This is a genomic window from Pseudomonas sp. ADAK13 (genome assembly GCF_012935715.1).
Lineage (GTDB): Bacteria > Pseudomonadota > Gammaproteobacteria > Pseudomonadales > Pseudomonadaceae > Aquipseudomonas.
In genome coordinates this window covers 6,421,755-6,447,247 of sequence record NZ_CP052860.1, presented here as the reverse complement: position 1 = coordinate 6,447,247, position 25,493 = coordinate 6,421,755, and the positions used below count along the sequence as shown (strand labels likewise).

Sequence of the window (25,493 nt, the reverse complement as noted above, 5' to 3'; positions counted from 1 at the left end):
GGCGTTGCTCCCCCTTGCGTCACCACTAATAAGAGAGAAATACCATGAACGTACCCGCCCAACTGAACCGCCTGACCGAGGATTACCAGGCGTCTGATGCGGCCCACCACATCCATGCATTTGTCGACCAAAAGGCGCTGAATGCCGAAGGCCCGCGTGTGATGGTGCGCGGTGAGGGCCTGTACCTGTGGGACAGCGAAGGCAAGCGTTACCTGGACGGCATGTCGGGCCTGTGGTGCACCCAGCTGGGTTATGGGCGCCGGGACTTGACCGCTGCCGCCGCCGCGCAAATGGATCAGCTGGCGTACTACAACATGTTCTTTCACACCACCCACCCGGCGGTGATCGAGCTGTCGGAGCTGCTCTTCAGCCTGTTGCCGGCGCACTACAGCCACGTGATCTACACCAACTCCGGCTCCGAGGCCAACGAAGTGCTGATCCGCACCGTGCGCCGCTACTGGCAGGTGGTCGGCCAGCCGCAGAAGAAAATCATGATCGGTCGCTGGAACGGCTATCACGGCTCCACCCTGGCCGCGTCGGCGCTGGGCGGCATGAAGTTCATGCACGAGATGGGCGGCCTGATTCCGGACGTCGCGCACATTGACGAACCTTATTGGTATGCCCATGGCGGCGAGCTGACGCCTGCCGAGTTCGGCCGCCGCTGCGCCCTGCAGCTGGAAGAAAAAATCCTCGAACTGGGCGCGGAAAACGTCGCCGGGTTTATCGCCGAGCCCTTCCAGGGCGCGGGCGGCATGATCTTCCCGCCGCAAAGCTACTGGCCCGAGATCCAGCGCATTTGCCGTCAATACGATGTGCTGGTGTGTGCCGATGAGGTGATTGGCGGGTTTGGCCGTACCGGCGAGTGGTTCGCCCACCAACACTTCGGTTTTGAGCCCGACACCCTGTCGATCGCCAAGGGCCTGACCTCCGGCTACCTGCCAATGGGCGGCCTGGTGCTGAGCAAGCGCATGGCCGATGCGCTGGTGGAACGTGGCGGTGTGTTCGCCCACGGGCTGACCTATTCCGGGCACCCGGTGGCGGCGGCGGTGGCGCTGGCCAACCTCAAGGCGCTGCGGGACGAAGGCATCGTGCGCCAGGTGAAGGACGACACCGGGCCGTACCTGCAGAAAATCCTGCAGGAAGTGTTCGGCAACCACCCGATGATCGGCGAGATCCAGGGCACGGGCCTGCTCGCGGCCTTGCAGTTCGCCGAAGACAAGGCCACGCGCAAACGCTTCGAGCATGAAAACGACCTGGCCTGGCAGTGCCGCACCTTCGGTTTCGAAGAGGGCGTGATCATTCGCTCCACACTGGGCCGCATGATCATGGCACCCGCGCTGGTGGCCACGCGCGCGGAGTTGGACGAGCTGGTCGAAAAGACCCGCATCGCGGTAGATCGCACCGCACGGATCGCGGGAAAACTGTGAAGTGACCTGCGCGCCACTCCCCTGTAAGGGGTGGTGCGCACCCTCCATCAGGCAACGCTTGAACGGCATCGAGGTCATCGAATGCCGCGACGCCCTGCATCCCCATTTCCAGGAGTCACCCATGAATACAATAACAAACGTGACCGATACACCCGCTCATCAAACCTTACCCAAAGGCACTTCATCCCGGCGCTTTCGTCAGCCTCTGGGCCTTGTGGGGCTGGTGCTTTTCGGCCTGGCGTACATGGTGCCGCTGGCGGTGTTTACCACCTACGGCCTGGTGACCCAAATGACCAAGGGCCACTTGCCGACCGCCTACATGCTGACCCTCGCCGCCATGCTGCTGACGGCCTACAGCTATGGGCGCATGGTCCAGGCGCATCCCTATTCAGGCTCGGTCTATTCCTATACCCGCAAGGCGTTCGGCGCTTACTTCGGTTTTATCGCCGGGTGGACCCTGTTGCTGGACTACATCTTTTTGCCGCTGCTCAGTTATCTGCTGATTGGCATCTACATGTCCGAGTACTTTCCCGCGGTGCCGACCGCCGTGTGGGTGCTCGGCTCGATTGCGCTGGTGACCACGCTTAACCTGGTGGGCATTGAGTCCATCACTCGGGTCAACTGGATACTGATCGTGGCCCAGTTAGTGTTCATCGTGGTGTTCGTGGCGTTGTCGGTGCAGACCCTCAACGAGCAGTCCGCACCGGTGTCGCTGCTGGCGCCATTCCACCACGAAGGCTTCAGCGCACCGTTGATCATGGCGGGTGCTGCGGTGTTGTGCCTGTCGTTTCTTGGCTTCGACGCCGTGTCGACCATGGCCGAGGAAACCCCCAACCCGCGACGCACCATTCCGCTGGCGATCATGGTGGTGTCGCTGTTTGGCGGTCTGCTGTTCCTGCTGGTTTCGTATTTCGCGCAAATGGTGTTCCCGGAATGGAACAGCTTCGTCGACCCGGATGCGGCGTCGGTGGACGTCATGCGCCGGGTGGGCGGCGAACTGCTGGTGACGGCCTTTACCGCGACCTATGTCGCCGGTTGCTTTGCCTCGGCGATGGTCTCCCAGGCCAGTGTGTCGCGGGTGTTGTTCGCCATGGGGCGTGACGGCGCACTGCCCCGCGTGCTCGGCAAGCTGGTGACCAAAAAGCGCGTGCCGGCCACGGCGATCGTGCTGGTCAGCCTGTTCTCGCTGATTGCCCTGGTGATCACGCTGGACACCGTCGCCAACATGATCAGCTTCGGTGCGCTGTTCGCGTTCTCGGCGGTGAACCTGGCGGTGATCAAGCATTACCTGGTCGACCAGAAGTTGCGTGGCACCAGGAACTACTTGCTGTACGCGGTTGTGCCGGCGCTTGGGTTCCTCAGCACGATCTGGCTGTGGAGCAGCCTTTCCAGCCTGTCGTTCACCATCGGCCTGTGCTGGATGGGGCTTGGCCTCATTTGTTTGCTGGGCATCACGCGAGGGCTGCGGGTGAAGATGCCGGAACTGCAGATCGCCGAGTGACCCGCCCGTTTATCCAAAGCCATTTATCGGGAGTACAACGTGTTCGACCTTAACTACTGGCAACAGCGTGTTGCCCGCCAGATGTTCATCAATACCGCCTTGATCGGTGGCCGCTCAGTGAGCGCGACCACCGGGGCCACCTTCGATGCAATCAATCCCGCCACCCAGCAGTTGCTGGCGCGTGTGTCGGCCTGCGGTGACGCCGAGGTTGACCTGGCCGTGCGCAGCGCTCGGCAGGCCTTCGACACCGGCCCCTGGCGGCGGATGCCGCCGGTGGAGCGCAAGAAAATCCTGGTCAGGCTCTCCGAGTTACTGATGACCCACCGTGAGGAACTGGCGCTGCTCGATTCGCTGAACATGGGCAAGCCGGTGATGGACGCCTACAACGTTGACGTACCCGGCGCCGCCAATGTGTTTGCCTGGTACGGCGAAGCCCTCGACAAGCTCTACGATCAAGTGGCACCCACCGCTCACAACGCGCTGGCAACCATCACCCGCGAAGCCTTGGGCGTGATTGCAGCGGTGGTGCCGTGGAACTTCCCGCTCGACATGGCCGCCTGGAAGCTCGCGCCGGCATTGGCGGCCGGTAACAGCGTGGTCCTGAAGCCCGCTGAGCAGTCGCCATTTTCTGCGTTGCGCCTGGCCCAGCTTGCCCTGGAAGCGGGCATTCCGGAAGGCGTGTTGAACGTGGTACCCGGCCTCGGCGAAAGTGCCGGCAAGGCCCTGGGGCTGCACCCTGATGTGGATTGCCTGGTCTTCACCGGCTCCACTCAGGTCGGCAAATATTTTATGCAGTACTCCGCCCAGTCCAACTTGAAGCAGGTGTGGCTGGAGTGTGGCGGCAAGAGCCCGAACCTGGTGTTCGACGACTGCCAGGACCTGGACCTTGCGGCGGAGAAGGCCGCCTTCGGCATCTTTTTCAACCAGGGCGAGGTGTGCTCGGCTAACTCCCGCCTCTACGTGCAACGCTCCATCCATGACGAGTTCGTTGAGCGCCTGATTGCCAAATCACGGGCCTGGATGCCCGGTGATCCGCTGGACCCGGGCAGTGCTGCCGGTGCAATCGTCGACGGTGAGCAAACCACCCGCATCATGAACGCCATCGTCCAGGCCCAGGGCGAGGGCGCCAGGCTGGTGTGCGGTGGCGAACAGTTGAGCATCAATGGTTCCACCAACTTCATCCAGCCGACCATTTTTGCCGGCGTGACCCGCGACATGGCGCTCTCCCGTGATGAAGTGTTCGGCCCGGTGCTTGCCGTCAGCGCCTTTGACACGGAAGAACAGGCGATACAACACGCCAATGACAGCCTCTACGGCCTGGCGGCGTCGGTATGGAGTGATGACCTCAACCGTGCACACCGCGTGGCCCGTGCGCTGAATGCCGGGACTGTTTCGGTGAACACCATTGACGCCCTGGATGTCGCGGTACCCTTCGGTGGCGGCAAGCAATCCGGGTTCGGTCGTGACCTATCACTGCATGCCTTTGACAAGTACACGCAGATGAAAACCACCTGGTTTCAGCTGCGTTGACTCAAGTTGTCATCCGGTCGTGTATTTATGAGTGTTCGGCCGGCGTCCATGCAGGCAAACTTCACCCGAACTCAGAGGGCTTTCAACAGCATGTCCACTCTTCGCGTAATGAGCGCTGCCGACTACGACGCCGTGCTCGAACTGATGCAAAACACCCCCGGCATCTCCCTGCGCGATGCGGACTCCCGCGAGGCCACCGAGCGTTACCTGGAGCGCAACCCCGGCATGAGTTTCGTGGCCGAGGTAGAGGGTCGGCTGGTGGCGTGCGTGATGTGCGGGCACGATGGCCGTCGGGGCTATTTGCAGCACCTGCTGGTGTTGCCGGAGTATCGGCGCCAGGGTATTGCGAATGCGCTGGTTGAGCGCTGCCTCAACAGCCTTGCGCAGCTCGGCATTCGCAAATGCCACCTGGATGTGTTCAAGACCAATGACAGCGCCGCCCGTTATTGGCAAGGCCAGGGCTGGCAGTTGAGGACCGATATTGACCGCTATTCGTTTACCCGACCGGGTGACGAGAATGCCTGATGTCCATGGAGGGACAGATGCTCGAGATAAGACGCGCCACGCAGGACGATGCACAGACCGCGTTTGATATTCGCTTGTTGGCCATACGCAGCCAATGCATCGGCGCCTATACGGCGGAACAGATGATGCTGTGGACCCGGGGCTGCGCCGAGGATGGTTATGACACGCTGATGGACAAGCATTTTTACCTGGGATGTATCAACGGTGAGCCGGTGGCTACCGGCATGCTGGACCTGGCGAACAACGAAATCGGTGCGCTGTTCGTGTTGCCCGGGTTTACCGGACGCGGGATTGGCAAGCAGATGGTGGTGTACCTGGAGGCGTTGGCGCGGGAATTGGAGGTTGAGGAAGTGATCCTGGACGCGACGTTGAACGCGGCGGAGTTTTACCGGCGGCACGGCTATGTGGGCAGCGAACAGGCGATCTACCATTCGCCATCGGGGTTGCAGCTGGCGTGTATTCCGATGCGCAAATACCTGCACCGTTCGCACTGACACCCCAAAAAAACCTGTTGCGATGGGGCTTGCTGTGGTGAGGGGGCTTGCTGTGGTGAGGGGGCTTGCTGTGGTGAGGGGGCTTGTCCCCCGTTGGGCTGCGAAGCGGCCCCAATAAGGCGACTGCGGTCCTGCAGGCAGAACTCAGTGACTGTTTTGGGGCTGCTGCGCAGCCCAACGGGGGACAAGCCCCCTCGCCACAGGTCATGTCTTGAATGCCCCACGCAAACGCTTGATCACCTCGCCTACAACGGGGCCTTGTACCGCCGGTGGAGTAGGGCTCTCACCAAACTCTCGCCAGATAAAAAATGTCAGTTCGGCTCCGTCGGTAGCCTCCTGCTGCACCCCGAAATTCTGCAGCACCCGATAGCGCTCATCCCCCCAAAACAACGCTTCCACCCACTCGTAAACCGGAATGAAATGAAAGTGCAGCGGGAAGCCCGGCATATGCCCGAACCGGCTGATGTAAAGCCACTTGGGCTGCAGTTGCGCCTCCATGATTCGCTGGGTTTTGGCCAATAACCCACCCAGCTCTGCGAGCGCCGCCTCGGGCATGTCCGCCAGTGAGTGGGCCGGCGCCTTGGCACCCAGCATCAGGTAGCCCGGCAGTGCGGATGACAGGTGATGATTGAGCAGCCAATGCTCGGTCTCATGCACAACAAAGGATGGATCGATCTTCATCGACGGGCGTCCATGCGGAGGAGGGTGCAGGATACTGTATCCCGCAAATGCAGTGGATCTGTCTCTATCGCTGTGCGCACCTGTTCAGTACGTTCTGACCATCTATATTCACCGCCGAGACCCTCATGAACCTGACCGCAATTCCCTTTGGCACCACCGACTGGTCGACCCTCGAACCGGTGCTGCATCCCGGCGAAACCGGCAGCGCGTATTGGCGCACCTGCCAGTTCGGTTCAACCCGCGTGCGCATGGTCGAATACAGCGCCGGTTACCTCGCCGATCACTGGTGTTGGCGCGGGCATATCCTGCTGTGCCTGGAGGGCGAGTTGCACACCGAGCTGGAGGACGGCCGGCAGTTCACGCTGACGGCCGGGATGAGTTATCAGGTGGGCAATGACATGGAAGGGCATCGATCATCCACGGCCATCGGGGCGAAGTTGTTTGTGGTGGATTGACGTTTTTCGGGCCTCAACCCTTGCGATAAACCCCCGCCAACTCCCGCGCCAACCCAATGAAGTTCTGCAACGGCGCCGACGGATTGAACGTGCGCCTGACCAGGGTGATCGGCGCCAGCAACCTTGGTCGCGCGTCACTGATCCGGCAGTACACCACGCTCTCGCGGTGCACATCGCGCATCGACGCCGGCACCACCGAGATGCCCTCACCGGCGGCCACCAGGCTGACGTTGGTCAGCATGCGCTCCACTTCAAAGGCAATCTTCGGCTCGAAGCCGGCGTTCTGGCAGGCCTTGATCAGGTTAGCGTACATCCCCGGTGCGCCGGGGCGGCGGACCAGGATGAAGCGTTCGTTTTTGAGGTCGGCCATGGTGATCTTGGGCTCGGCACCCTTGAGCAACGGGTGCCCGACGGGCAGGGTCAGCAGCATTTCTTCGTTGAGCAGGCGGTGGAACGTCAGGCTCTGGTGGTCGCCCACCGGGGCGCGCAGGATGCCGATGTCGATGCGTTTTTCGATGGTGTCTTCGGTGACTTCCCGGGCGCTGCCTTCGTTGATCGAGAGTTCCACGCCGGGGTATTGCTCGCGGTAGGCGCGGATGATTCGTGGGATCAGCGGGTGAGCGGCGGCGGAGCTGGTGAAGGCGATGACCAGGGTGCCTTCGATGCCCTGGGCGGCGCGGGCAGCCTTGAGCGAGCCTTGCTCGACACGGGCGAGGATGATCCGCGCTTCATCGAGAAACACCAGGCCGCCGGCGGTCAGGTCGACGCCCTTGGGGTGACGCTTGAACAGGTCGAACCCCAGCTCTTGCTCCAGGGCGCGAATCTGTTGGCTGAGGGGCGGTTGCTGCATGTTCAGGCGGGCGGCGGCGCGGGTGAAATGTCGCTCTTCGGCCACCATGATGAAATAACGTAAATGGCGAAGTTCCATGGTGGTATATCCCGTGACAAGACTTTATTATTTGTGGCCTGATGCGCCTTGGCGACCAATATGCCGAAAGTGGCCTGATCCGACAATAACAATAAATAAAAAGACCATGGAGCATTGATGTCGAGCCGATTTTTCAATAACGCCACCCTGCCTATTTTGATTGCCATTGTACTTGGCATGGTGTTAGGGCTGTTTTATCCGGGTGTCGCGGTTGAGATGAAACTGCTCAGTGACACCTTTATAAAAGTGGTCGGGTTATTGATGCCGTTTCTGTTGTTTGTGCTGGTATCGACCGGTGTCGCCGGGATCAAGCGCGAACCCCACCACCGGCATGTCGTGGGCCGAATTGTCCTGTATTTTCAGCTGATGTCCCTGGCCGCGTTGCTGCTGGGGATGGCGACGGGGTGGCTGTTCAACCTCGATCATGGGGCGGTGGCCAACCTGGATTTTGATCACCTGACACCGCCCGTCGCGCCGGAAACGCTGCTGCACGAACTGTCGATGACCTCGATTTCGTCCAGTCTCTACAAGGTTTTCACCCAAAGCCTGGTGCTGCAGGTGATGCTGGTGGCGGTGCTGTGCGGACTGGTGCTGGGGCGGGGCGGCCAGGTCGGCAACCGCTGCCTGGGCTGGCTGGAAGCAGCCGTCGCCGGGTTGTTCTGGCTGCTGCGGGTTATCTTGAAATTCGCACCGTTGGCGGCGTTCGGTGCGATGGCATTTGTGGTGGGAAAGTACGGATTAAGTTCGGTGTTGCCGCTCTTGAAGTTCATTGTGGTTATTTATCTGGCGTGCGCCGTTTTCGTTATTTTAGTGTTCGCCACGATTACACGCCTGCTCGGCGTTAAATTGACTCGGCTCATTGTTTACTTGAAAGAAGAGTTGTTGTTGGTGACGTTTACCGGCTCGTCAGTGGCGGCACTTCCTGGTTGTGTGAGCAAACTTGAGGCGTTGGGCTGTGATCGCCAATTAGTGCGCCTGGTGCTGACCACCGGTTATACCTTCAATTTGGCGGGCACCAACATTTACCTGACCACCGCCATCATGTTCCTGGCGCATCTGGCCGGTGTGGAGATTGCCGTGCCCGAGTTGCTGGCGGTGCTGGTGATCTGCCTGTTCACCTCGCTCGGGTCCACCAGCGTGGCGGGCTCGGCGCTGTTTACCCTGATTGCGACGTTGAACATCCTGCAACTGGTGCCGCTGGAAGGGGTGGGATTGTTGTTGGGGGTGGAGCGGCTGATGAAGTGTCGGTCGTTGACCAATGTGCTGGGCAATTGTGTGGCGTGCCTGGCGATTTGCGGGTGGCAGGGGGCGATTGATCGTGAGGTATTGAAGCGGGAGCTGAGTCACTGAGCCAAACACAATGTCCAGCCCCATACTCGGTCAAATGTGGGAGCGGGCTCCCACATTCAGATTGCATTTCAGCCCTTGGCGTTCAGCAACTTGTCGAAGGCCTTGTCCAGATTGCCTTCCGCACCTTTCAATTTCTCACGTCGTTCCTTCAACCAGCTCTGGTCTGCGTCGAGGTTCTTGCGCGCTTCCACCAACATCCGCTTGACCTCTTCCGGCTGCGGCCCACCCGTGCCTTTACGGGTCTTGACCATTGTCGTCGGCGACAGCGCCGCACGGAAACCCGCCTCATCCAGCGGCAAAGCATTCGGTGTCCATTTGTATTTGTCCGCTGCCTGGGTGTACAGCTTCTGCGCGTCTGCATACGGGAAGGTCTTCGGCGTGGTGCCGTTGCTGCGCGCCTCGGTGACGATCAACGAAGCGAAGCTGTGGCCAATGCGGAACGGCACCTTGAACTGACGCTCCAGGGTATCGGCCAGCTCCATCGACGTGGTCCACTCCGACTCCAGTTCATCCAGCGCACGCTGCGGGTTGATTTGCAGCGCATCCAGCACGGCATCCATGCTTTTGAACATCTCGTCGGTGGACTGGAACAGGCCCAGCGAATCAAACGCGAACTTGTAGTCGGTCATGCCGGTGGTGACGTTATGCGCGCGCAGGGTCACGGTTTGCGCCAGGCCCACCACATCCGAGGCCGATTCGCGGGTGCGCATCAACAGCCCCGGGTTTCGCTTTTGCGGCATCGCACTGCTGGTGTAGGTGGACTCTTCGTCCAGCAACAGCCATGGGCGGATCTGATGGTATTGGGTATGGATATCGCCAATCATCGCGCCGATGCGGATCGCCGAAGACGCGGCCAGGTTGGCCGCTTCGATCGGGATGTCATAGGTCGACACCTGGCTCGAATCCAGGGAGTTTTCCCGCACGCCGTCAAAGCCCAGCAACTCGGCGAGGCGTTCGCGGTTCAGCGGGTAGGCGGAGTTCGCCAGCACCGCGGTGCCCATCGGGCTCTGGTTGAGGCGGGTGTAGAGTTCGCGGATGCGCTGGCCGTCACGGTCAAACGCGGCTTCGAACGCCAGCAGGTAGTGCGCATAGCTGATGGGCATCGCCTGCACGCCGTTGGTGTAGGCGGGCACCAGGGTGTCGATGTTCTTGTCGGCGATGTTCAGGATGCGTTGGCGGGTGGCGTTCAGTGCGTCGCTGTAGGCCAATACCTGTGAGCGCAGTTTGGCCAGGCGGTAGGTGGCGAGCATGTCCTGGCGGCTGCGGCCGGAGTGGATCAGGGAGGCTTCCGGACCGATTTTGTCGGTCATGATTTTTTCCAGTTGCAGCACGTCTTCCGGGCGTTTGCCGTCAGGCTGGTCGGCCTGGTCGATGGCAAAACGTACACCGCCGGCGATCTTGTGGCCCATGTCCGGTTTCACGATGCCTTCTTCGGTGAGCATCACGATCGAGGCTTTGTTGATGCGGTTCAGCCAGGCGAACTGGGTTTGGGTCGGGTCACCCTTGGCCTTGTGGGCCGTTTGCGAAGAGCCCGGCGTGGCGCCGACTTTGGCCGCCTGGGCCGCGCATTCTTCGGTGGTCTTGCAGGGCAACGCACCGGTGTCGGCGGCGTAGGCGCCGTAACTGCTGAACAGGGCAAAGGCGACGGCCAGGTGGATCAGGCTTTTTTTGGTATTCATGTGCAACGCTCCGGGAAAAATCACAGCAAGGGCAGGGTGTAGCTGACGATAAAGCGGTTCTGGTCGATATCGCTGCCGCTGCCATTGCTGCGATACGTGCCATTGCGCCATTTCACTTCAAGGTTCTTCAGGGCACCGCTCTGGAACACGTAGCCGATATCGGTATTGCGCTCCCACTCGGTGCCTTCCAGGGTGCGAGTCCGCACGAAGTTGTCGCCTTTGAGGTAGCGGGTCATGAAGGTCAGGCCGGGGATGCCGAGGGCGGCGAAGTCATAGTCGTAGCGGGCCTGCCAGGACTTTTCCTCGGGGTTGGCGAAGTCCGGCGAGATCATCACGTAGTTCACGAGGTAGGAGTCGGTGCCGTCCAGGTGGGGGAAGCCGGTGGTGCCTTTCATGCGCTGGTAGGCGGCGCCGAACGAGTGGCCATGGATGCTGTAGGTGAACTTGGCGCCGAAGGCCTGGTTGTCGATGTTGCTGTTGCCTTCCTTGCTGGAGTCGGCGTATCGCAGGTCGGTCTTGAACGACTGGGCGTCGCCCAACGGCAGGGTGTGGACCAGGTTGAAGATGTGTTGCTTGTAGTTGTTCTCGAGGTTGGCGTAGTGGTAGCCGGTGACGAGGGTTTTGGTCCAGGCGTAGCTGGCACTGGCAAAGTCGAATTTATCGCTGGGCACGGCGCCCTTGATGCCTTTGCCATCGACTTCGATGTCGGCATGGCCGCTGTCGTTGCGCAGGGTGTTGCTGGTCAGGCGCCCGGCGTCGAAGGTCAGGCCGGCGATGTCCTGGCTGGTCAGTTGGGTGCCGCGAAACGTCTGGGGCAGCAGCCTGCCGTCGTTGGGCAGCACAGTCGGCAGCTTGGGGATCAACGTGCCGAATTTCAGCACGCTTTTGGAGATGCGCGCCTTGGCGGTGGCGCCCATTCGGCTGTAGCTGTCCGGCGCGCCGTCCTCGCCCACGGGGAGCAGGCCGGTGTTTTGGCGGTCGGGGCTGGAGTCCAGTTTCAGGCCCTGCAGGCCGATGGCATCGAGGCCAAAGCCCACCAGGCCTTCGGTATAACCCGACTGGTAATTGAGGATCAGCCCTTGGGCCCACTCATCGCGTTTGGACTGGCTCGCGTTGGGCTGGCGGTAATCGCTGTTGAAGTAGAAGTTGCGAAATTCGAGGTCGGCCTTGCTGTCTTTGAAAAAGTCAGCTTCGGCAAAGGTAGGGAAGGCAAGGGTCAAACCGAGGGTGGCCGAAGTCAGTCCCAGGGTAATGGGGGATTTGTTCATTGTTATTCCCGTTGTCTGCTGCTTGTTTTTAGAATTATTTGGCCGGACGGCGACAGGGAGACGCGTCCGGCTTGCGCAGGCTAACGAGTTGTTTTGCAGATTGAAAATATATAGAAAGTGTTGAGGCGAGAGGTTTTAAATATGAGGGTGTTTCGCTGTAGCGAGGGGGCTTGTCCTGTGGCGAGGGGGCTTGTCCCCCGTTGGAGTGCGCAGCGCTCCCGCTTTTTTTGGGGCCGCTACGCAGCCCAACGGGGGACAAGCCCCCTCACCACAAGTAACGGCGATCAATGCATCTTGCTGTGATCCATTGTTTCCATCGCGTTCAGCGCACGCGCTTCGGCTTTAACCTCAATCGACTGCTTTTCACCCTTGGCATTTTCCACGGTGACGGTCAGCGGTACCTGGTCGCCTTCCTTGATCTGGGCTGTGAGGTCGATCAGCATCACGTGATAACCGTCCGGGTCGAGCTTCACGGCCTTGCCGGCCGGCAATGGCACCGAATCCACCGGGCCCATGCGCATCACGTCGTCCTTCATGGTCATCTCATGAATCTGCACGGTCTTGGCGACCGGCGACGCCACACTGAGCAGTTTGCTGTCGGTGTCGGCCGTCACGGTCATGAAGGCGCCGCTGGACGGCTGGCCCGGTACCGAGGCGCGTACCCAGGCGTCGGTGACCACTGCCTGTGCACTGGCGTGTGCCGCGAGGCCCAGCAGGGAGAGACCGAGGGCGATGCGCTTGAAGTGTTGAACGGCAGTCATTAGCAGACCTCCATGACGGTGAGCAGGTCTTCTGCGCACTCTTTGGCGTTAAGCGAAGCGGACAGGCCCAGGCGCAGGGTGCCCCGGGTGTCGAACACAAAGCTGGTGGCGGTGTGAGAGAGGGTGTAGCTGTCGCCGGCGGGGATCTTTTCATAAAAGATCCCGAATTCCTTGGCGGCCACGGCGATTTCTTCCGGGGTGCCGTACAGCGCCTTGAAGCTCGGGTCGAAGGCCTTGACGTAGGCGTCGAGAATCTCGGGGGTGTCGCGCTCGGGATCGAGGGTGATAAACACCACCTGCATGATCTTGCCGTCGCGGCCCATCAGTTTTTTCGCCTGGGCCATGCGTGCCAGGGTGGTCGGGCACACGGCCGGGCACTGGGTGAAGCCGAAGAACACCACCGGCATCAAGCCGCGGAAGGAACTCAAGGTGACGGTTTCACCGTCGGTGTTCTTGAGCTTGAAGGTACGGCCCATGATCTTGTCGCTCAGATCCTTGCCGTACTTGAAGTTCAGTTTCGGGCTGTTGTCACAGCCGGCCAGCAGGCCCAGGCCCAGCAATCCCATGCCGGTGAGGACCTTGCGGCGGGTGAATAACGTACTCATCAACTGTGCATCCTGTGAAGCGCCTGGGTACCACGAAGCGTTAAATCAGGCGAGGAGAGCGTGGCATTCTAACAACCCCTGCCTGCGGGCGTAATCTGCGACGTTCTGTCACAGGTGTGGCAGGGCAAGGCCAAATGTGGGCGCTGTCGAGCTTTAGCGAGGCTTCGAAGGCATCGCTTCGGTGCCCCTGCAAGGTCGTGGCGCCTGCATCGCAGCCTCGCTAAAGCTCGACAGCTCCTACAGGGGGAGTGGTAAAGTCGCCGCCATGAAACTGACCCGCCCGGACCGTTCACTCATTGCCTGGACCTTGTATTTTTGCGTCCTGTTCAATGTGTTCGTCTGCGGTTTGGGCCATGGGCAGATGATGGGCCTGGAGCTCAACGGCCTGGGTGGGCAATTCTGCTCAAGCCTGGGCACCAAGGCGCCGGCCTCGGACTCAGGCCTTGGCAACCCGACGGCCAGCAGTTGGTCGAACTTCTTCGCGTGCCCGGTGTGCTCAGCCGTGACCCTGGGCATCGTCTTCCTGTTTTGCCTGGCCTGGCTGTTGGGCCTTGGGCAAAAGCCGCGCCCGGCCCATGAGCGGCGCAACAAGGCCCCTCCGCGTTACTCCTGGCCCTCGGCCAACCCTCGCGCTTCCCCTGCATTCTGACGTGTGCCCCGGGCTTCCTGTTACCAGGAGGCGTTCTATCGTCACGAGTGTGAGTGCGTTCCATGAGCTCTATCCTGCCTTCCGGCGCTGCCCGTCTGGTCAGCAAGGCGTCGCGCCGTCCGAAACGCGGCGAAGTATTGTTGCCGTCTGTCGAATACCCAAGTAATGCCCGCTGTTTCGTCCACCTGGACGCACGGTTGCTGCCGTACTGGCACACCTTGTTCGACATCTGCCCCGGTTTGCTCAAGCTCGACCCGCCAGAGGGCTTGAACCTGTTTCGCAGTTTCATGACGTGGGCGTACCGCAACCGTCCGTCGCTGAACTGGACCTATCACGTGAGTGTGTGCCGCTGGTTGCTCGGTTCGGTGTATCGCACGCAGATCGATGAAGAACCCATCGAAGCGTTCATGACGGCGGCAGCGGCCCGCTGGGTCAGTGATGACTCCAGCCAGGCCCGGGGCGTGGTCGTGGCCTGGCAAGGCTCGCCCCTGCCGGTGGTGGACTGGAAGCCGGGCAGTGGCGGGCAACTGCCAACGTTGCCGCCGCCGCCCGGGGATTTCGCCTGGTGCGCGCTGGATGGGCAGGGGCGGTTCAGCGGGTGGTTGCCGGTGCCTTGAGGTTCTGCCCGATCCACTGGGCAACGCTGGTCACGGCGATTTGCCGTTGCGCGTTGAAGGTGATGGCGGGGTCCCAGGACACGCCGTCGCCTTGGGCGAAGGCCACCCGGTATTTCATCAGGTTGTCCCCGGGCACGGCGGCCAGTTCGGCCTCCAGGTACGGCACCGACCAGCGTTCGCGTTTCAGCGTGCGACCCAGTTGCGCATCCACCGTATCGGCCAGTTCGCCATAGGTCAGGGTGTCGCCGGCGGTGTACACCACCTGATTGGCGATCGGCGGTTCGCTGAACAGGATGCGCGCTGTCAGCAGCCCTATGTCTTCCGGGGTGGTGACGGTGACGGCGGTGTCCCAGTCCCCCAGTGCGTGCACGGTATTTTGCGCCAGGTCGACGACGCCGAAGGACGGTTCAAACAGGAAGCTGGTGAACATCCCGGTGGAGACGATTACCCAGTGCGTGCCTTGCTGGGCGCGCAGCAAGTCGCGCACGTCGAGCTGTTCATCCCACAGGTCCTGGGCCGAGCCGCGGCCGATCACGTCGTAATCCACACCGAACTGCCACGGCACGTAGCGCTTCACACCGCCCGCGATGGCGGCGCGGGTCAGTTTGCGCTGGGTACCGGCGCCGGCGGCAAAGCCGATGCAACTGATCACGGTGTGATAGTCGGCGAACACCGTTGCCAGTTCAGCCTCGGAGTCGTTGGCCAGGTCACCGGCCAGCAGCTCAATGCCCAGGGCGCGCAGCTCAGTGATTTCCTGTTGTTTGGCAGGATCGGAGGCGTTCAGTGTGGCGGGGCGCAGCAACACGGTCACCGGCACATTTTTCGGGGCGGCCAGGCGTGACAATTGGCGCAATACCGCCAGGCCCAGTTCGCCGGCGCCCAGTACAAGAATCGAAGCAGTCATAGGGTTCTCGGTTCAGGTGAAAGTCGTGCCATGCTTGCAGAATTGCCGACCGCGCATAAGAAGGCACACCAGTGATACCGGGAGTAGAAGGTGGATAACGACGAGATCATCAGGCGTTCACAAGCCGCTTGCGACGCCCTCAGCGCCGATGAGGACGGGCTCAAGCGCCAGGTGTTGACCCATGCGGGAAACCGCTGGTCACTGGGCATCGTGCACCTGTTGGGGGTGAACGGGCGACTGCGCCACGCCGAGATTGGCCGGCGCATGGAGGGCGTCACCCAGCGCATGCTCACGCGCACCTTGCGCCAACTGGAACGCGACGGCCTGGTGTTGCGCCATGACTTTCACGAAGTGCCGCCCAAGGTCGAATACCAGTTGTCGGAGCTGGGCAAACAACTGCTGGTGCACATGATTCCGCTGTGGACCTGGGTAGTAGAAAACGCCGGTGAGTTCAGGCGTTCCCGGGAGCAGTTTGACGCTGAGCAAGCACCCTGATCAGGTCTTGGGCCGGCAGTCTGCGCGGGTGCTGCCAGCTCCATCCTCGGGAAACAGGTGGGCATGCAGGAAGTCGATAAACACCCGCAGCTTGGGCGTTGGATGCCGGCCCGAGGGCCACATGATCCGGAAGTTCTCCGCTTCCGAACAGTCCTTGAGCACCGGCACCAATTGCCCGCTGTCGAGCCATTCACGGATGGCAAAATCCGCCAGGTAAGCGATGCCGATGCCCTGCACCGCAAAGCAGATGCGCGCTTCCAGGTTGTTGCAGACCATCGCGGCGGGCAGCGGGAATTCGGGCTCAGCACCGTCCTGGCCCAGGGGCCAGCGTTGCATCTTGCCGGTGTTGGGATAGCGGAATTTGATGCATGCATGGTGGGCCAAATCTTCTGGCCGCTGCGGCGTACCGCATTCGGCCAGGTAAGCCGGTGACGCCACCAGCAGCATCCGGTAGCCGCCCAGCAGGCGCGAGGTAAGGCGCGAGTCGGGCGCTTCGCCGCTGCGCAGTACGGCGTCGTAACCTTCCTCTACCACGTCCACGCGGCGATCGGTAAAGCTCAGGTCCAACTCGACCTCGGGGTAGGTCTTCTTGAACTGCGCGAGCACCGGCAAAAACGGGTGGCCCACCAGCGGCAGGCTGACTTTGAGCCGGCCACGGGGCGCCGACACGGTTTGCGAAAGCTCGGCTTCGGCCTCGTCGATCTCCATCAGGATGCGCCGGCTGCGCTCCAGGAACAGCTCGCCCTCGGCAGTCAGCGTGACGCTGCGGGTGCTGCGGTTAAACAGGCGCACACCCAGGCGTTCCTCCAGGCGCACCACGCTCTTGCCGACCGCCGAGGCCGTTACGCCCAGCACGCGCCCGGCGGCGACAAAGCTGCGGGTTTCGGCGACCTGCACAAAAACATTCAGGGTGTTGAGGCTGTCCATCGAGGCTCCGGTTTGGCTGAGACGAGGCCTGGCTACCTTATCCCGATTGCGGAACAAAAGCTCCGTAGACAGTGGAGCCGGCGCCCCCTTAATCCCGTGAGGCCAAGCCCATATCCTTGTGGCATTGCCCATTCACGAGGAATACCAAGATGATCGACACCATGAAACGCTGGGAAATACCTGCACTGGGACTGCACACACTGCGCCTTGCCGACGTGCCACGCCCCACCGCGAAGGCGGGGGAAGTGCTGGTGCGCGTCGAGGCCGTCTCGCTCAATTATCGCGACGGTGAAGTGGTGGATAACAGCATGGGGGCGGAACTCACTTTTCCGTTCACGCCTGCCTCCGACATGGCGGGGACGGTGGTCGCCGTGGGCGAGGGCGTTACGCGTTTCAAGGTGGGCGACAAGCTGCTGTCGACGTTTTTTGCCGGGTGGGTCGATGGCGCTCCGCTGTCCTGGAGTGAAGCGCCGCCTCAGGGTGGCCCGCTCCCCGGCATGCTCGCCGAGTACGTGGCAACGCCAGCCGAATGGTGTGTGCATGCGCCCCTCAGCCTCACCGCAGGGCAGGCCAGCACCTTGCCAGTGGCCGCCTTGACGGCGTGGATGGCGCTGTTCGAACTGGGCCACCTGCACGCCGGACATACCGTGGTGGTGCAGGGCACCGGTGGCGTCTCGCTGTTTGCGGTGCAACTGGCAGCGGCCAATGGTGCCCGCGTTATCATCACCAGTAGCAGCGATGAAAAGATCGCGCGCGCCATCGAGCTGGGTGCCACCCATGGCATCAACCGCAGCCGGGTACCGGAATGGCACACGGCGGTGCAGGCGCTGACCGATGGGCGTGGCGCCGAACATATCCTGGAAATGGCCGGCGGTGACAACCTCACGCGTTCCCTGCACGCGGTAGCCAACGGCGGTCGCATCTCGGTGATCGGCTTGTTGGAGAGTGATCAATTGACTGCGCCGGTCATGGCCCTGCTGGGTAAGCGGGCTTCCATCATCGGCATCTCCGTGGGGCCGCGCCGGGCATTGGAAGACCTGATTGCCATGATCGACCGCCACGGCATCGAGCCGGTAATCGATCACACCTACGGTTTCGATCAAGTGCCCGAAGCCTTCGCTCATCTCGGGCACGGTGCCTTCGGCAAGATCGTGATCGAGGTCGGCCGGTGATCTACATCATTCTGGGCCTTTTCGGCCTGTACACCCTGGAGTTTGGTGTGGTCGGCATTTTGCCGATGATTGTCGAACGTTTCGGTATCAGCGTATCCCAGGCCGGGTTATTGATGGGCTTGTTTGCGCTGATCGTGGCGGTGCTGGGGCCCTTCCTGGTGCTGATGGCGTCGCGTCTGGCGCGCAGGAAAATCCTGGTGGGCGCGCTGTTTGGTTTTTCCGTGTGCAGCGTGCTGTCAGCGTTTGCGCCGAACTTCGAAACCTTGATGGCGTTGCGGGTGATTCCGGCGATGCTGCACCCGGTGTTTTTTGCCGCTGCGTTTTCCACCGCGGTGTCCTTGTACCCCAAGGACCGCGCGGCGCATGCCACGGCCCTGGCCGTGGTGGGCACCACCTTGGGCCTGGTGCTTGGGGTGCCGCTGACCACATGGGTGGGCGCGAGTATTTCCTATGAGGCATCGTTCTTCTTCTGCGCCTTGGCGACGGGGTTGGCAGGTGTCGGACTGCTGTTGAAACTGCCCCATCATGAACGCCCGATGCCGCTGAGTTTCGGCAAGCAACTGGCGGTGCTGCGCAGCCTGCCGGTGTGGCTGGCGATCATCGCGACGGTGCTGGTGTTCACCACGATGTTTTCGGTCTACAGCTATGCCGCCGAGTACCTCAAGACCCAGACCGGCATGGACGGCCGGGCCATCAGCATGATGCTGGTGATCTTCGGCGTGGGCGGTGTCACGGGCAACCTGTTGGTGGGCCGGTTATTGGGCAAAAGCATGGTGGCGACGGTGGTGCTGTACCCCATTGTGCTGGCGGCGGCGTACGTGGTTTTGTATGCGTTCGGCAGCCCGTCGTGGTGGTCGATGAGCTTGATTGTGCTGCTGTGGGGCGCGGCACATACCTGCGGGCTGGTGGTCACGCAAGTCTGGCTGACCTCGTCGGCGCCCGAGGCGCATGAGTTCGCAACCAGCCTGTATGTGTCTTCGGCGAATGCCGGCGTGGTGATCGGTGCGTCCGTGGGCGGGCTGTTTATCAATGCGTTCGGCACCACCGGGGTGATTGGCTGCGGCTTGATATTTGCCGCGCTGTCATTGCTTGTGATTGGGTGGAAGGCCCTGGCGTTCGGGGGCGCCAAGGCACTGCCCGCAGACCTGTGCGCTGCGCATTAGGCCTGCGGGGCTATGGTCAACGCAGGGTGTAGCCGCCGTCGACCACCCAGTCCTGGCCAAATACACTGCGTGCGCCCTGGCTCAACTGGAACAGGATCACATCGGCAACAGCGCCCGGCTCTAGGAATTGCCCATTGAGCAGGCGCTGATTGACCGTGGTGGCAACGCCGCCCAACGCTTCGTCACTGAGCCCCAAGGTGCTCCAGATCGGCGTGGCGGTGGGGCCGGGCGACACCATGTTCAGACGAATGCCATGGGGCGCCAGCTCCACCGCCAGGGTGCGCATTTGCGCCCGCAAGGCGGCCTTCGACGCGATATACGCGGCGAGCCCAGGGAAGGTCGCCAGCTCCAGGAACGTGCCGATAAACACCACTGATGCCTGGGCGGCCATTTGCCCACGCAGGCTGCCGAGGGTGTTGAGAGCCGCGGCTCCATTGACGGCCCATTGCCGGTCAAATGCGGCCAGGTCCAGGCCATCGGCCAGTTGTGCGATCCCGGCATTGGGCACGAGGTAATCCACCGGTCCGATGGACGCCGTCAACTGCGCCAGGCGTGCCTGATCGGCAGCCTGGGTGACATCCCCCGCCAGCCAGTAGAGCTGCTCGCCAAAACGCTCCGCCAATGCGCCCAATTCGCCAATCTGTCGCGACATGGCGACCACGTGTGCACCTTGTTCAAGCAGCTTGCAGGTGACGGCCAGGCCGATACCTGAACTGGCACCGGTCACTACGGCAAGGCGGTGGTTGAAGTCATTGTTCATGGGGTTCTCTTTATAGGTTGCCAAAGGGGCGCGCAGCACTGATCAGGATTCATGCCATATGAAAAGTTCCTATAAATCAGTTAGATATATTTTTAGTAGTCGATATGACACAAGTTTTATGTAGTCCTTATGACGTGCTGTAGTCGTTATGACCAAGGCCCGTTTTCGAGCCGATCGAAGGCTTGGCTTTTTTGCGACAGTTGTTGGCGTTATCGCGATGACGGCGCTGGCACTTTCCTTGGTTAATGGCGGCTGTTTTCTCTACGTCAGGCTCATTACGTCATGTCGCTTATTCCGCGCAAAAAAGTCATTCGCCAGGTGATCGCCACCCGTCAACGCTTGCAAACCATCAGCGTACTGGGCGCTACCGGTTCGGTGGGCGTCAACGTATTGGACGTTATCGCGCGTCACCCCGAGCGCTATAAAGTCTTCGCCCTCAGCGGGTTCACCCAACTGGAGCTGTTGAAAAAACAATGCTTGTTGCACCGCCCGGACTACGCCGTGGTACCCACGCCGCAAGCCGTGGCGACGCTGCAGAAGCAGCTGTTGGAGGAGGGCTCGCAGACCCAGGTCGTGGGTGGCGAAAGCGGTCTGAAATTCATCGCCGGTCACCGGGATGTGGACACGGTGGTGGCCGCTATCGTCGGTGCGGCGGGCTTGAATGCAACGATGGCCGCCGTCGAGGCCGGCAAGAAAATCCTCCTGGCCAACAAAGAGGCGCTGGTGATGTCCGGTGCGTTGTTCATGCAGGCGGTGCGCAGCAGTGGGGCGGTGCTGTTACCGCTGGACAGCGAGCACAACGCAATCTTTCAGTGCCTGCCGTCCCATGCTCAGCACGGCCTGGCCCATGCGGGCGTGCGGCGCATCCTGTTGACTGGCTCCGGCGGGCCGTTTCGCCAAACGCCGATGGCGCAACTGCACAGCGTGACGCCGGACCAAGCCTGCGCTCACCCGAAATGGTCCATGGGCCGCAAGATTTCGGTGGACTCGGCCACCCTGATGAACAAGGGACTCGAACTGATCGAGGCCTGCTGGTTATTCGGCGCCAGGCCGTCCCAGGTCGAGGTAGTGATCCATCCGCAAAGCGTCGTCCATTCGCTGGTGGATTATGTCGACGGCTCAATGCTCGCGCAGTTGGGGAACCCGGACATGCGCACGCCCATCAGCCATGCCCTGGCCTGGCCGCAGCGGATTGATTCAGGGGTTGAACCACTGGATTTGTTCAAGGTGGCCCGACTGGATTTCGAAGTGCCGGACGAGAAGCGCTTTCCTTGCCTGGCCCTGGCGCGCGAGGTGGCGGATGTGGGCGGCACGGCACCGGCGTCGCTCAATGCGGCCAATGAGGTCGCGGTGCAGGCCTTTCTGGACGGACGCATCGGCTTCATGCAGATCGCCGATTGCATCCGGCATGTGCTGGACAAGGAGCCGGTGGTGGCGGTGACGGATCTGTATGGCGTCATGGAGGCCGACGCCAGTGCCCGCCGCTGGGCCCTCGGATGGCTCAACCAGCGCCATCAGCGATGATCAGCCGTGGCTGACCCTGTCGCGAATCTTCAGTACGGCTTTGTGGTCGGCCAGCACTTCTGGCAGGGAGCTGCGCAGGTACTCCACCCAGGTTTTGATTTTTGCATCCAGGTAGTGCCGGGAAGGGTAGATGGCGTACAGGCTCAGTTCTTCCAGGCGGTACTCGGGCAGGACTCGCACCAGAGTGCCGCTGCGCAGCCCCTTGATTGCCGCATGCACCGGCAGGATGCCCACGCCCATGTCGTTGCTGATGGCGGTCTTCATGGCGTCGACCGAGTCCACCAGGAACGGCGAGCTGCTGATGGTGACGCTCTCCTGGCCGTGGGGGCCGTCGAACGTCCAGTCTTCCAGCGGGATCACCGGGCTGACCAGCCGCAGGCAGGCGTGGTTGAGCAGGTCTTGCGGTGTTTGCGCGGCACCATGGGTTTTTATGTAGGACGGTGAGGCGCAGACGATGCTGTAGGTCGTGCCCAGTTTCTGTGAAACGTGGCTTGAATCGGGCAGGTCAATGGCCAACACAATCGACACGTCGAACCCTTCGTTGACCAGGTTCGGCGTGCGGTTACTCATGCTCAGGTTGAAGGTCACGTCGGGGTAGTTCTTGCGGTAGCGGGCGATGGCGTCCACCACGTAGTGCTGGCCGATGCCGGTCATCGAGTGCACTTTCAACTGGCCGGTAGGGCGTGTGTGGGCGTCGCCGGCTTCCAGTTCCGCTTCCTCGACGGAGCGCAGGATTTGCTCGCAGCGCAACAGGTAACGCTTGCCGGATTCGGTCAGCGCGGTGCGGCGTGTGGTGCGGTTGAACAAGCGGGTTCGCAGGTGGCTTTCAAGGTTGGAAATGGAGCGGGAAATATGCGTGGTGTTGCTGTTCAGCTGCGCTGCCGCGCCGGTAAAACTGCCGACTTCGGCGACGCAGCGGAAGATGCGCATGTTCTGCAGGATGTCCATCGATGTTCTCCAGGTGGAACGTTTTTTTAGTGTGGCATGAACTCATCCATCGCTGTAAACGCTATTTATTGTGGATGTTTACGTAACAGTCATTCACGTTTTTGATGACTTACCGGGGCGCATGGAAGCCCCTAGAGTCGCCGCCCCATTTCCCGTCAGCCGGAAGGTCGCGTGCCTCGACTCACTGTTCGTCGTTTCAATATCGCCGGTAGAGCGGGCCGCTGGCTGGTGTCGCTGCCCTGGCGCCGGGGCTTCATGGAGTGGGCCCGCAGCGATGGGGTAATGTGGATCTACCTGGGCAAGGTATTGATCGCCTCGTACCTGACTCTGTGGCTGGCGATGCGCCTGGAACTGCCACAACCGAGCACCGCGATCACCACCGTGTTTATCGTGATGCAGCCCCACAGCGGGCACGTCCTCGCCAAGAGTATCTATCGCTTCATCGGCACGCTGGTGGGCTCATCGTTCATGGTGCTGTTGATGGCCCTGTTTGCCCAGAGCACCGAGCTGTTTCTCGCGGGCCTGGCATTGTGGGTGGGGCTGTGTTCCGGGGGCGCCGCGCGCAATCGCAACTTTCGCGCCTATGGGTTTGTGCTCGCCGGCTACACGGCGGTGATGGTCGGGCTTCCCGTGGTGGGCCATCCGCAGCAGGTATTCATGGCGGCCGTCTGGCGAGTGCTGGAGATCACCTTGGGGATCGTCTGCGCGACGCTGATCAGCGCCACCGTATTGCCTAAAACCTCCAGCGTGGCGATGCGCAACACGCTGTACCAACGCTTTGGCCGCTTTGCCGGGTTTGTGCGGCAGCGCCTGCGTGATACCGGTGACCAGTCGGCCTTCGAGAGCGCCAACCTGGGGTTTATCGCCGAGGCCGTTGGCCTGGAAGTAATGCGCAGCGTCAGCGTGTTCGAAGACCCTTACATGCGCCAGCGCAATGGGCGAATCAACCGCCTCAACAGCGAGTTCATGGCGATCACCACACGTTTCAACGCACTGCATCAACTGCTTGAACGGGTTCGCCTGCGCGGAGGTGTGGAGGTGGTCCAGGCCGTCGATCCGGGGTTGATCGCGTTAGTCGAGCTGCTCAAACCCTTCGCCGGGCACCCGTTGACGGACCGTGACGCGGCCGTGCTGTCCACCGAACTGAAAGTCTACAAAGCCGGCTTGCCAGACCGGGTCCGGCGTCTGCGTGCGTCGTTGCAACATACCGCTCCCGTAGCCGATGACCTGCTCGACTTTCACACCGCGTATGAACTGCTCTACCGCTTTGTCGACGAGCTGCACAGCTACGCCCAGACCCATGCGTCCCTCGCCGATCACAACCATGTGCGAGAGCAATGGAACGAACCGTTTCAACCTCGGACCAACTGGCTGGCGACCCTTGCGGCCGGGTTGCGCGCCGCGGTGGTGTTGCTGGTGCTCAGTACGTTGTGGATCGCCACCAGTTGGCCCAGCGGCGCGGCCATGACCTTGGTGTCGGCGCTGACCGTAGGCCTGTCGGCGTTCTCTGCCAACCCCAGGCGCATGTCGTTTCAAATCGCCTGCGGCACGCTGCTGGCAGCGGTGATTGGCATTTTCGAAGTGTTTTTCGTGTACCCGATGATCGACGGTTTTCCGTTGCTGTGCGTGGTCATGGCGCCGGTGATCGTACTGGGTTCGTTCTGGCTGGCGAGGCCGCAATGGGCCGGCTATGGCCTGGGCATGCTGGTGTTTTTCGGCACCAGTTCAGTGCCTGCCAACCTGACGCTGTACAACCCCTACGGGCTGATCAATGACTATCTCGCCATGGTGTTTGGCATGCTGGTGTGCGCTGCGGCGGGGGCGATCATCCTGCCGCCCAACAGCCCTTGGCTGTGGCGCCGGCTGGAACAGGATGTGCGCCGCCAGGTGGTGGTTGCCATCAGCGCGCCGTTGCCAGCGCTGGGCTCGGGTTTCGAAAGCGGCACCCGCGACCTGCTCAACCAGGCCTACAACTTTGCGGCGGGCAGGGCATCGGTGCAGCATCGCCTGCTGCGCTGGACGTTCGTGGTACTGGACGTGGGGCACGCCATCATCGAGTTGCGCCGCGAGCAGGCCCGGTTGCCGGCGCAGGCCTGTTACGCCGAGAGCATGCCCTGGCGCCTCGCCATCCGGGCAATGGGTCGCGCACTGGTGCGGTTGTTCGTCAAGCCTGGGCCCGGTCATTTGCAGCGCGCGCTGGAGGCTGTCGAGCACGCCATCGAGTGCGTGCAACAGACCGATGAGCCATTCGCCGGACACTTTGAGACTTCAGCCCTGAGACGGGTGGAAAGCTACCTGCACTTCATCCGCACCTCGCTGCTCGATCCGCAATCGCCGCTGGCCCACTACAACCAGCCAGGAGAAAAAGTGGCGCAATCGAGCGACTAGTTGGCGGGCCGGAAGGAGTCTGGATGAGAATCAATCTCCATACTGGAGGGGCATGATCTTTCAGGAGTTGCCCATGTACGCCGGTCTTTGCAATCACGCCTGGGTCGCCTCGATCATCGATGGCATTCGTGAACAACGTAGCGCGATCCGCGACCACCTGGAGGCCCAGTACCTGCTGGAAGTCGAAACCGCCCGACTCGCTGCGCGCCGTCGCACCCTGGAGGATATCCGCCGGTTGTGGCACGCCCTGGCGCGCCGTGGGGAATATAGCCTCGGGGACGAACTCGACGATTTCGTCGACCGCGACCAGGCCTTGCACGGTGCGGTGGCCGTGGCTTCCCACAACGTGGTCTTGCAGTCTATGTACCGCGCATTCAGCTCTTCGTTCCACAGCCAGTACCTGGCGATTTTTGCCGACAACGAGTTGTATGAGCCGGGGCTTGAAGCCCATGCGCGAGTCGTCCAGGCGATTATCTTTGGCGATGAAGAAGCGGCAGTCGAGGCGGTACGTGCGATGTTCGATCCCATGCTGGAAAAGCTCAGCTGGCTGTCGGAGCGAGACGGCGCTGCAGCGTGAATCGTTGTACTCGCAGTTGACTCAAGACCCTCGTGGAAAGCCCGTCCCAGACGCTTGCGCGTCGTCTTCATTGTTACAGAAACTGAAAAAGTGAATGCCCGTTTTGGCGGCTGTTTTCACAACCGCCAGGCCTATATCGTGCGCGCCTCCCGTCGAATGAAAACA

At 61.6% G+C, this 25,493-nt stretch carries 25 protein-coding genes; 15 read left to right on the top strand and 10 right to left on the bottom strand.

What is annotated here, in order from left to right; genetic code table 11:
- The first annotated feature begins 44 nt into the window (after positions 1–44).
- From HKK54_RS29750 to HKK54_RS29730, 5 genes are all read left to right on the top strand, one after another.
- The gene (locus tag HKK54_RS29750) at positions 45–1,427 is read left to right on the top strand and encodes an aspartate aminotransferase family protein (RefSeq protein ID WP_169388800.1); all 1,383 of its coding nucleotides are present in this window, start codon (positions 45–47) and stop codon (positions 1,425–1,427) included.
- 121 nt (positions 1,428–1,548) lie between these two features.
- Positions 1,549–2,928: an APC family permease gene (locus HKK54_RS29745; RefSeq protein ID WP_169388799.1), complete on the top strand. Its 1,380-nt coding sequence runs from the start codon at positions 1,549–1,551 to the stop codon at positions 2,926–2,928.
- A 39-nt stretch (positions 2,929–2,967) separates the two neighbouring features.
- On the top strand, positions 2,968–4,458 hold the full coding sequence (locus tag HKK54_RS29740) for an aldehyde dehydrogenase (protein WP_169388798.1): 1,491 nt from the start codon (positions 2,968–2,970) through the stop codon (positions 4,456–4,458).
- Positions 4,459–4,506: 48 nt separating this feature from the next.
- Positions 4,507–4,983 (top strand): GNAT family N-acetyltransferase, encoded by a 477-nt coding sequence (locus HKK54_RS29735; RefSeq protein WP_169389391.1) that lies wholly within the window; start codon positions 4,507–4,509, stop codon positions 4,981–4,983.
- A gap of 17 nt (positions 4,984–5,000) precedes the next feature.
- A complete protein-coding gene (locus HKK54_RS29730) occupies positions 5,001–5,477 on the top strand; it encodes a GNAT family N-acetyltransferase (RefSeq protein ID WP_169388797.1) in 477 nt (158 codons plus the stop codon).
- Between the two features lie 204 nt (positions 5,478–5,681).
- Here the strand turns inward: HKK54_RS29730 and HKK54_RS29725 are convergent, their stop codons facing one another.
- Positions 5,682–6,158 (bottom strand): HIT family protein, encoded by a 477-nt coding sequence (locus HKK54_RS29725; protein WP_169388796.1) that lies wholly within the window; start codon positions 6,156–6,158, stop codon positions 5,682–5,684.
- Positions 6,159–6,283: 125 nt separating this feature from the next.
- Here HKK54_RS29725 and HKK54_RS29720 point away from each other — a divergent pair, with 125 nt between their 5' ends.
- Positions 6,284–6,613, top strand: a complete 330-nt coding sequence (locus tag HKK54_RS29720) for a DHCW motif cupin fold protein (protein WP_169388795.1) — start codon at positions 6,284–6,286, stop codon at positions 6,611–6,613.
- A gap of 13 nt (positions 6,614–6,626) precedes the next feature.
- Here HKK54_RS29720 and HKK54_RS29715 read toward each other — a convergent pair whose 3' ends face one another.
- Positions 6,627–7,541: a LysR family transcriptional regulator gene (locus HKK54_RS29715; RefSeq protein ID WP_169388794.1), complete on the bottom strand. Its 915-nt coding sequence runs from the start codon at positions 7,539–7,541 to the stop codon at positions 6,627–6,629.
- 117 nt (positions 7,542–7,658) lie between these two features.
- On the opposite strand from HKK54_RS29715, the gene HKK54_RS29710 reads away from it, so the two are divergent.
- The gene (locus HKK54_RS29710) at positions 7,659–8,891 is read left to right on the top strand and encodes a cation:dicarboxylate symporter family transporter (RefSeq protein WP_169388793.1); all 1,233 of its coding nucleotides are present in this window, start codon (positions 7,659–7,661) and stop codon (positions 8,889–8,891) included.
- 68 nt (positions 8,892–8,959) lie between these two features.
- Here the strand turns inward: HKK54_RS29710 and HKK54_RS29705 are convergent, their stop codons facing one another.
- The 4 genes from HKK54_RS29705 to HKK54_RS29690 all read right to left on the bottom strand — a co-directional run bounded on the left by HKK54_RS29705 (position 8,960) and on the right by HKK54_RS29690 (position 13,204).
- Positions 8,960–10,570, bottom strand: coding sequence for an argininosuccinate lyase (locus tag HKK54_RS29705; RefSeq protein ID WP_010171776.1), 1,611 nt, complete (start codon positions 10,568–10,570; stop codon positions 8,960–8,962).
- Positions 10,571–10,590: 20 nt separating this feature from the next.
- Positions 10,591–11,838 carry an OprD family porin gene (locus HKK54_RS29700; RefSeq protein ID WP_010171774.1) on the bottom strand — a complete coding sequence of 416 codons (1,248 nt, stop codon included), beginning with the start codon at positions 11,836–11,838 and terminating at the stop codon, positions 10,591–10,593.
- A gap of 284 nt (positions 11,839–12,122) precedes the next feature.
- On the bottom strand, positions 12,123–12,599 hold the full coding sequence (locus tag HKK54_RS29695) for a copper chaperone PCu(A)C (protein ID WP_169388792.1): 477 nt from the start codon (positions 12,597–12,599) through the stop codon (positions 12,123–12,125).
- Complete coding sequence (locus HKK54_RS29690; RefSeq protein WP_010171770.1) at positions 12,599–13,204, bottom strand: SCO family protein; 606 nt, start codon at positions 13,202–13,204, stop codon at positions 12,599–12,601. Before HKK54_RS29690 ends, HKK54_RS29695 begins: the two co-directional genes overlap by 1 nt.
- A gap of 265 nt (positions 13,205–13,469) precedes the next feature.
- Between HKK54_RS29690 and HKK54_RS29685 the strand changes: the two genes are divergently transcribed.
- Together HKK54_RS29685 and HKK54_RS29680 are read left to right on the top strand one after the other, a co-directional pair.
- Positions 13,470–13,853, top strand: a complete 384-nt coding sequence (locus HKK54_RS29685; RefSeq protein ID WP_169388791.1) for a DUF2946 domain-containing protein — start codon at positions 13,470–13,472, stop codon at positions 13,851–13,853.
- Positions 13,854–13,915: 62 nt separating this feature from the next.
- Positions 13,916–14,470 (top strand): putative natural product biosynthesis protein, encoded by a 555-nt coding sequence (locus HKK54_RS29680; protein ID WP_169388790.1) that lies wholly within the window; start codon positions 13,916–13,918, stop codon positions 14,468–14,470.
- On the opposite strand, the gene HKK54_RS29675 is transcribed toward HKK54_RS29680, so the two are convergent.
- Entirely contained in the window at positions 14,445–15,374 is a 930-nt protein-coding gene (locus tag HKK54_RS29675) for an aromatic alcohol reductase (RefSeq protein WP_169388789.1), read from the bottom strand. The genes HKK54_RS29680 and HKK54_RS29675 overlap by 26 nt on opposite strands.
- A 90-nt stretch (positions 15,375–15,464) precedes the next feature.
- On the opposite strand from HKK54_RS29675, the gene HKK54_RS29670 reads away from it, so the two are divergent.
- Positions 15,465–15,869: a winged helix-turn-helix transcriptional regulator gene (locus tag HKK54_RS29670; protein ID WP_169388788.1), complete on the top strand. Its 405-nt coding sequence runs from the start codon at positions 15,465–15,467 to the stop codon at positions 15,867–15,869.
- On the opposite strand, the gene HKK54_RS29665 is transcribed toward HKK54_RS29670, so the two are convergent.
- Complete coding sequence (locus HKK54_RS29665; RefSeq protein ID WP_169388787.1) at positions 15,870–16,796, bottom strand: LysR family transcriptional regulator; 927 nt, start codon at positions 16,794–16,796, stop codon at positions 15,870–15,872. It abuts the gene before it with no gap.
- Between the two features lie 149 nt (positions 16,797–16,945).
- On the opposite strand from HKK54_RS29665, the gene HKK54_RS29660 reads away from it, so the two are divergent.
- Positions 16,946–17,968 carry a zinc-dependent alcohol dehydrogenase family protein gene (locus tag HKK54_RS29660; protein ID WP_169388786.1) on the top strand — a complete coding sequence of 341 codons (1,023 nt, stop codon included), beginning with the start codon at positions 16,946–16,948 and terminating at the stop codon, positions 17,966–17,968.
- Positions 17,965–19,131 carry an MFS transporter gene (locus HKK54_RS29655; protein ID WP_169388785.1) on the top strand — a complete coding sequence of 389 codons (1,167 nt, stop codon included), beginning with the start codon at positions 17,965–17,967 and terminating at the stop codon, positions 19,129–19,131. Before HKK54_RS29660 ends, HKK54_RS29655 begins: the two co-directional genes overlap by 4 nt.
- A 16-nt stretch (positions 19,132–19,147) precedes the next feature.
- On the opposite strand, the gene HKK54_RS29650 is transcribed toward HKK54_RS29655, so the two are convergent.
- Positions 19,148–19,891 carry an SDR family NAD(P)-dependent oxidoreductase gene (locus tag HKK54_RS29650; protein ID WP_169388784.1) on the bottom strand — a complete coding sequence of 248 codons (744 nt, stop codon included), beginning with the start codon at positions 19,889–19,891 and terminating at the stop codon, positions 19,148–19,150.
- 282 nt (positions 19,892–20,173) lie between these two features.
- Between HKK54_RS29650 and ispC the strand changes: the two genes are divergently transcribed.
- Positions 20,174–21,415 (top strand): 1-deoxy-D-xylulose-5-phosphate reductoisomerase, encoded by a 1,242-nt coding sequence (ispC, locus tag HKK54_RS29645; protein WP_169388783.1) that lies wholly within the window; start codon positions 20,174–20,176, stop codon positions 21,413–21,415.
- Here ispC and HKK54_RS29640 read toward each other — a convergent pair whose 3' ends face one another.
- Entirely contained in the window at positions 21,416–22,363 is a 948-nt protein-coding gene (locus HKK54_RS29640) for a LysR family transcriptional regulator (protein WP_169388782.1), read from the bottom strand.
- A 255-nt stretch (positions 22,364–22,618) separates the two neighbouring features.
- Between HKK54_RS29640 and HKK54_RS29635 the strand changes: the two genes are divergently transcribed.
- Both HKK54_RS29635 and HKK54_RS29630 read left to right on the top strand, forming a co-directional pair.
- Complete coding sequence (locus HKK54_RS29635) at positions 22,619–24,751, top strand: FUSC family protein (RefSeq protein ID WP_169389390.1); 2,133 nt, start codon at positions 22,619–22,621, stop codon at positions 24,749–24,751.
- A gap of 73 nt (positions 24,752–24,824) precedes the next feature.
- Positions 24,825–25,328, top strand: coding sequence for a FadR/GntR family transcriptional regulator (locus HKK54_RS29630; protein ID WP_169388781.1), 504 nt, complete (start codon positions 24,825–24,827; stop codon positions 25,326–25,328).
- The last annotated feature ends 165 nt before the right edge of the window (positions 25,329–25,493 follow it).

Coding starts and splice junctions, on each gene's coding strand:
- HKK54_RS29685 (WP_169388791.1), top strand. CDS start 13,470: ATGAAACTGACCCGCCCGGACCGTTCACTCATTGCCTGGACCTTGTAT.
- HKK54_RS29735 (WP_169389391.1), top strand. CDS start 4,507: ATGCAGGCAAACTTCACCCGAACTCAGAGGGCTTTCAACAGCATGTCC.
- HKK54_RS29650 (WP_169388784.1), bottom strand. CDS start 19,891: ATGAACAATGACTTCAACCACCGCCTTGCCGTAGTGACCGGTGCCAGT.
- HKK54_RS29725 (WP_169388796.1), bottom strand. CDS start 6,158: ATGAAGATCGATCCATCCTTTGTTGTGCATGAGACCGAGCATTGGCTG.
- HKK54_RS29635 (WP_169389390.1), top strand. CDS start 22,619: ATGGAGTGGGCCCGCAGCGATGGGGTAATGTGGATCTACCTGGGCAAG.
- HKK54_RS29695 (WP_169388792.1), bottom strand. CDS start 12,599: ATGACTGCCGTTCAACACTTCAAGCGCATCGCCCTCGGTCTCTCCCTG.
- HKK54_RS29690 (WP_010171770.1), bottom strand. CDS start 13,204: ATGAGTACGTTATTCACCCGCCGCAAGGTCCTCACCGGCATGGGATTG.
- HKK54_RS29715 (WP_169388794.1), bottom strand. CDS start 7,541: ATGGAACTTCGCCATTTACGTTATTTCATCATGGTGGCCGAAGAGCGA.
- HKK54_RS29700 (WP_010171774.1), bottom strand. CDS start 11,838: ATGAACAAATCCCCCATTACCCTGGGACTGACTTCGGCCACCCTCGGT.
- ispC (WP_169388783.1), top strand. CDS start 20,174: ATGTCGCTTATTCCGCGCAAAAAAGTCATTCGCCAGGTGATCGCCACC.
- HKK54_RS29640 (WP_169388782.1), bottom strand. CDS start 22,363: ATGGACATCCTGCAGAACATGCGCATCTTCCGCTGCGTCGCCGAAGTC.
- HKK54_RS29745 (WP_169388799.1), top strand. CDS start 1,549: ATGAATACAATAACAAACGTGACCGATACACCCGCTCATCAAACCTTA.
- HKK54_RS29660 (WP_169388786.1), top strand. CDS start 16,946: ATGATCGACACCATGAAACGCTGGGAAATACCTGCACTGGGACTGCAC.
- HKK54_RS29710 (WP_169388793.1), top strand. CDS start 7,659: ATGTCGAGCCGATTTTTCAATAACGCCACCCTGCCTATTTTGATTGCC.
- HKK54_RS29730 (WP_169388797.1), top strand. CDS start 5,001: ATGCTCGAGATAAGACGCGCCACGCAGGACGATGCACAGACCGCGTTT.
- HKK54_RS29705 (WP_010171776.1), bottom strand. CDS start 10,570: ATGAATACCAAAAAAAGCCTGATCCACCTGGCCGTCGCCTTTGCCCTG.
- HKK54_RS29675 (WP_169388789.1), bottom strand. CDS start 15,374: ATGACTGCTTCGATTCTTGTACTGGGCGCCGGCGAACTGGGCCTGGCG.
- HKK54_RS29720 (WP_169388795.1), top strand. CDS start 6,284: ATGAACCTGACCGCAATTCCCTTTGGCACCACCGACTGGTCGACCCTC.
- HKK54_RS29630 (WP_169388781.1), top strand. CDS start 24,825: ATGTACGCCGGTCTTTGCAATCACGCCTGGGTCGCCTCGATCATCGAT.
- HKK54_RS29750 (WP_169388800.1), top strand. CDS start 45: ATGAACGTACCCGCCCAACTGAACCGCCTGACCGAGGATTACCAGGCG.
- HKK54_RS29665 (WP_169388787.1), bottom strand. CDS start 16,796: ATGGACAGCCTCAACACCCTGAATGTTTTTGTGCAGGTCGCCGAAACC.
- HKK54_RS29680 (WP_169388790.1), top strand. CDS start 13,916: ATGAGCTCTATCCTGCCTTCCGGCGCTGCCCGTCTGGTCAGCAAGGCG.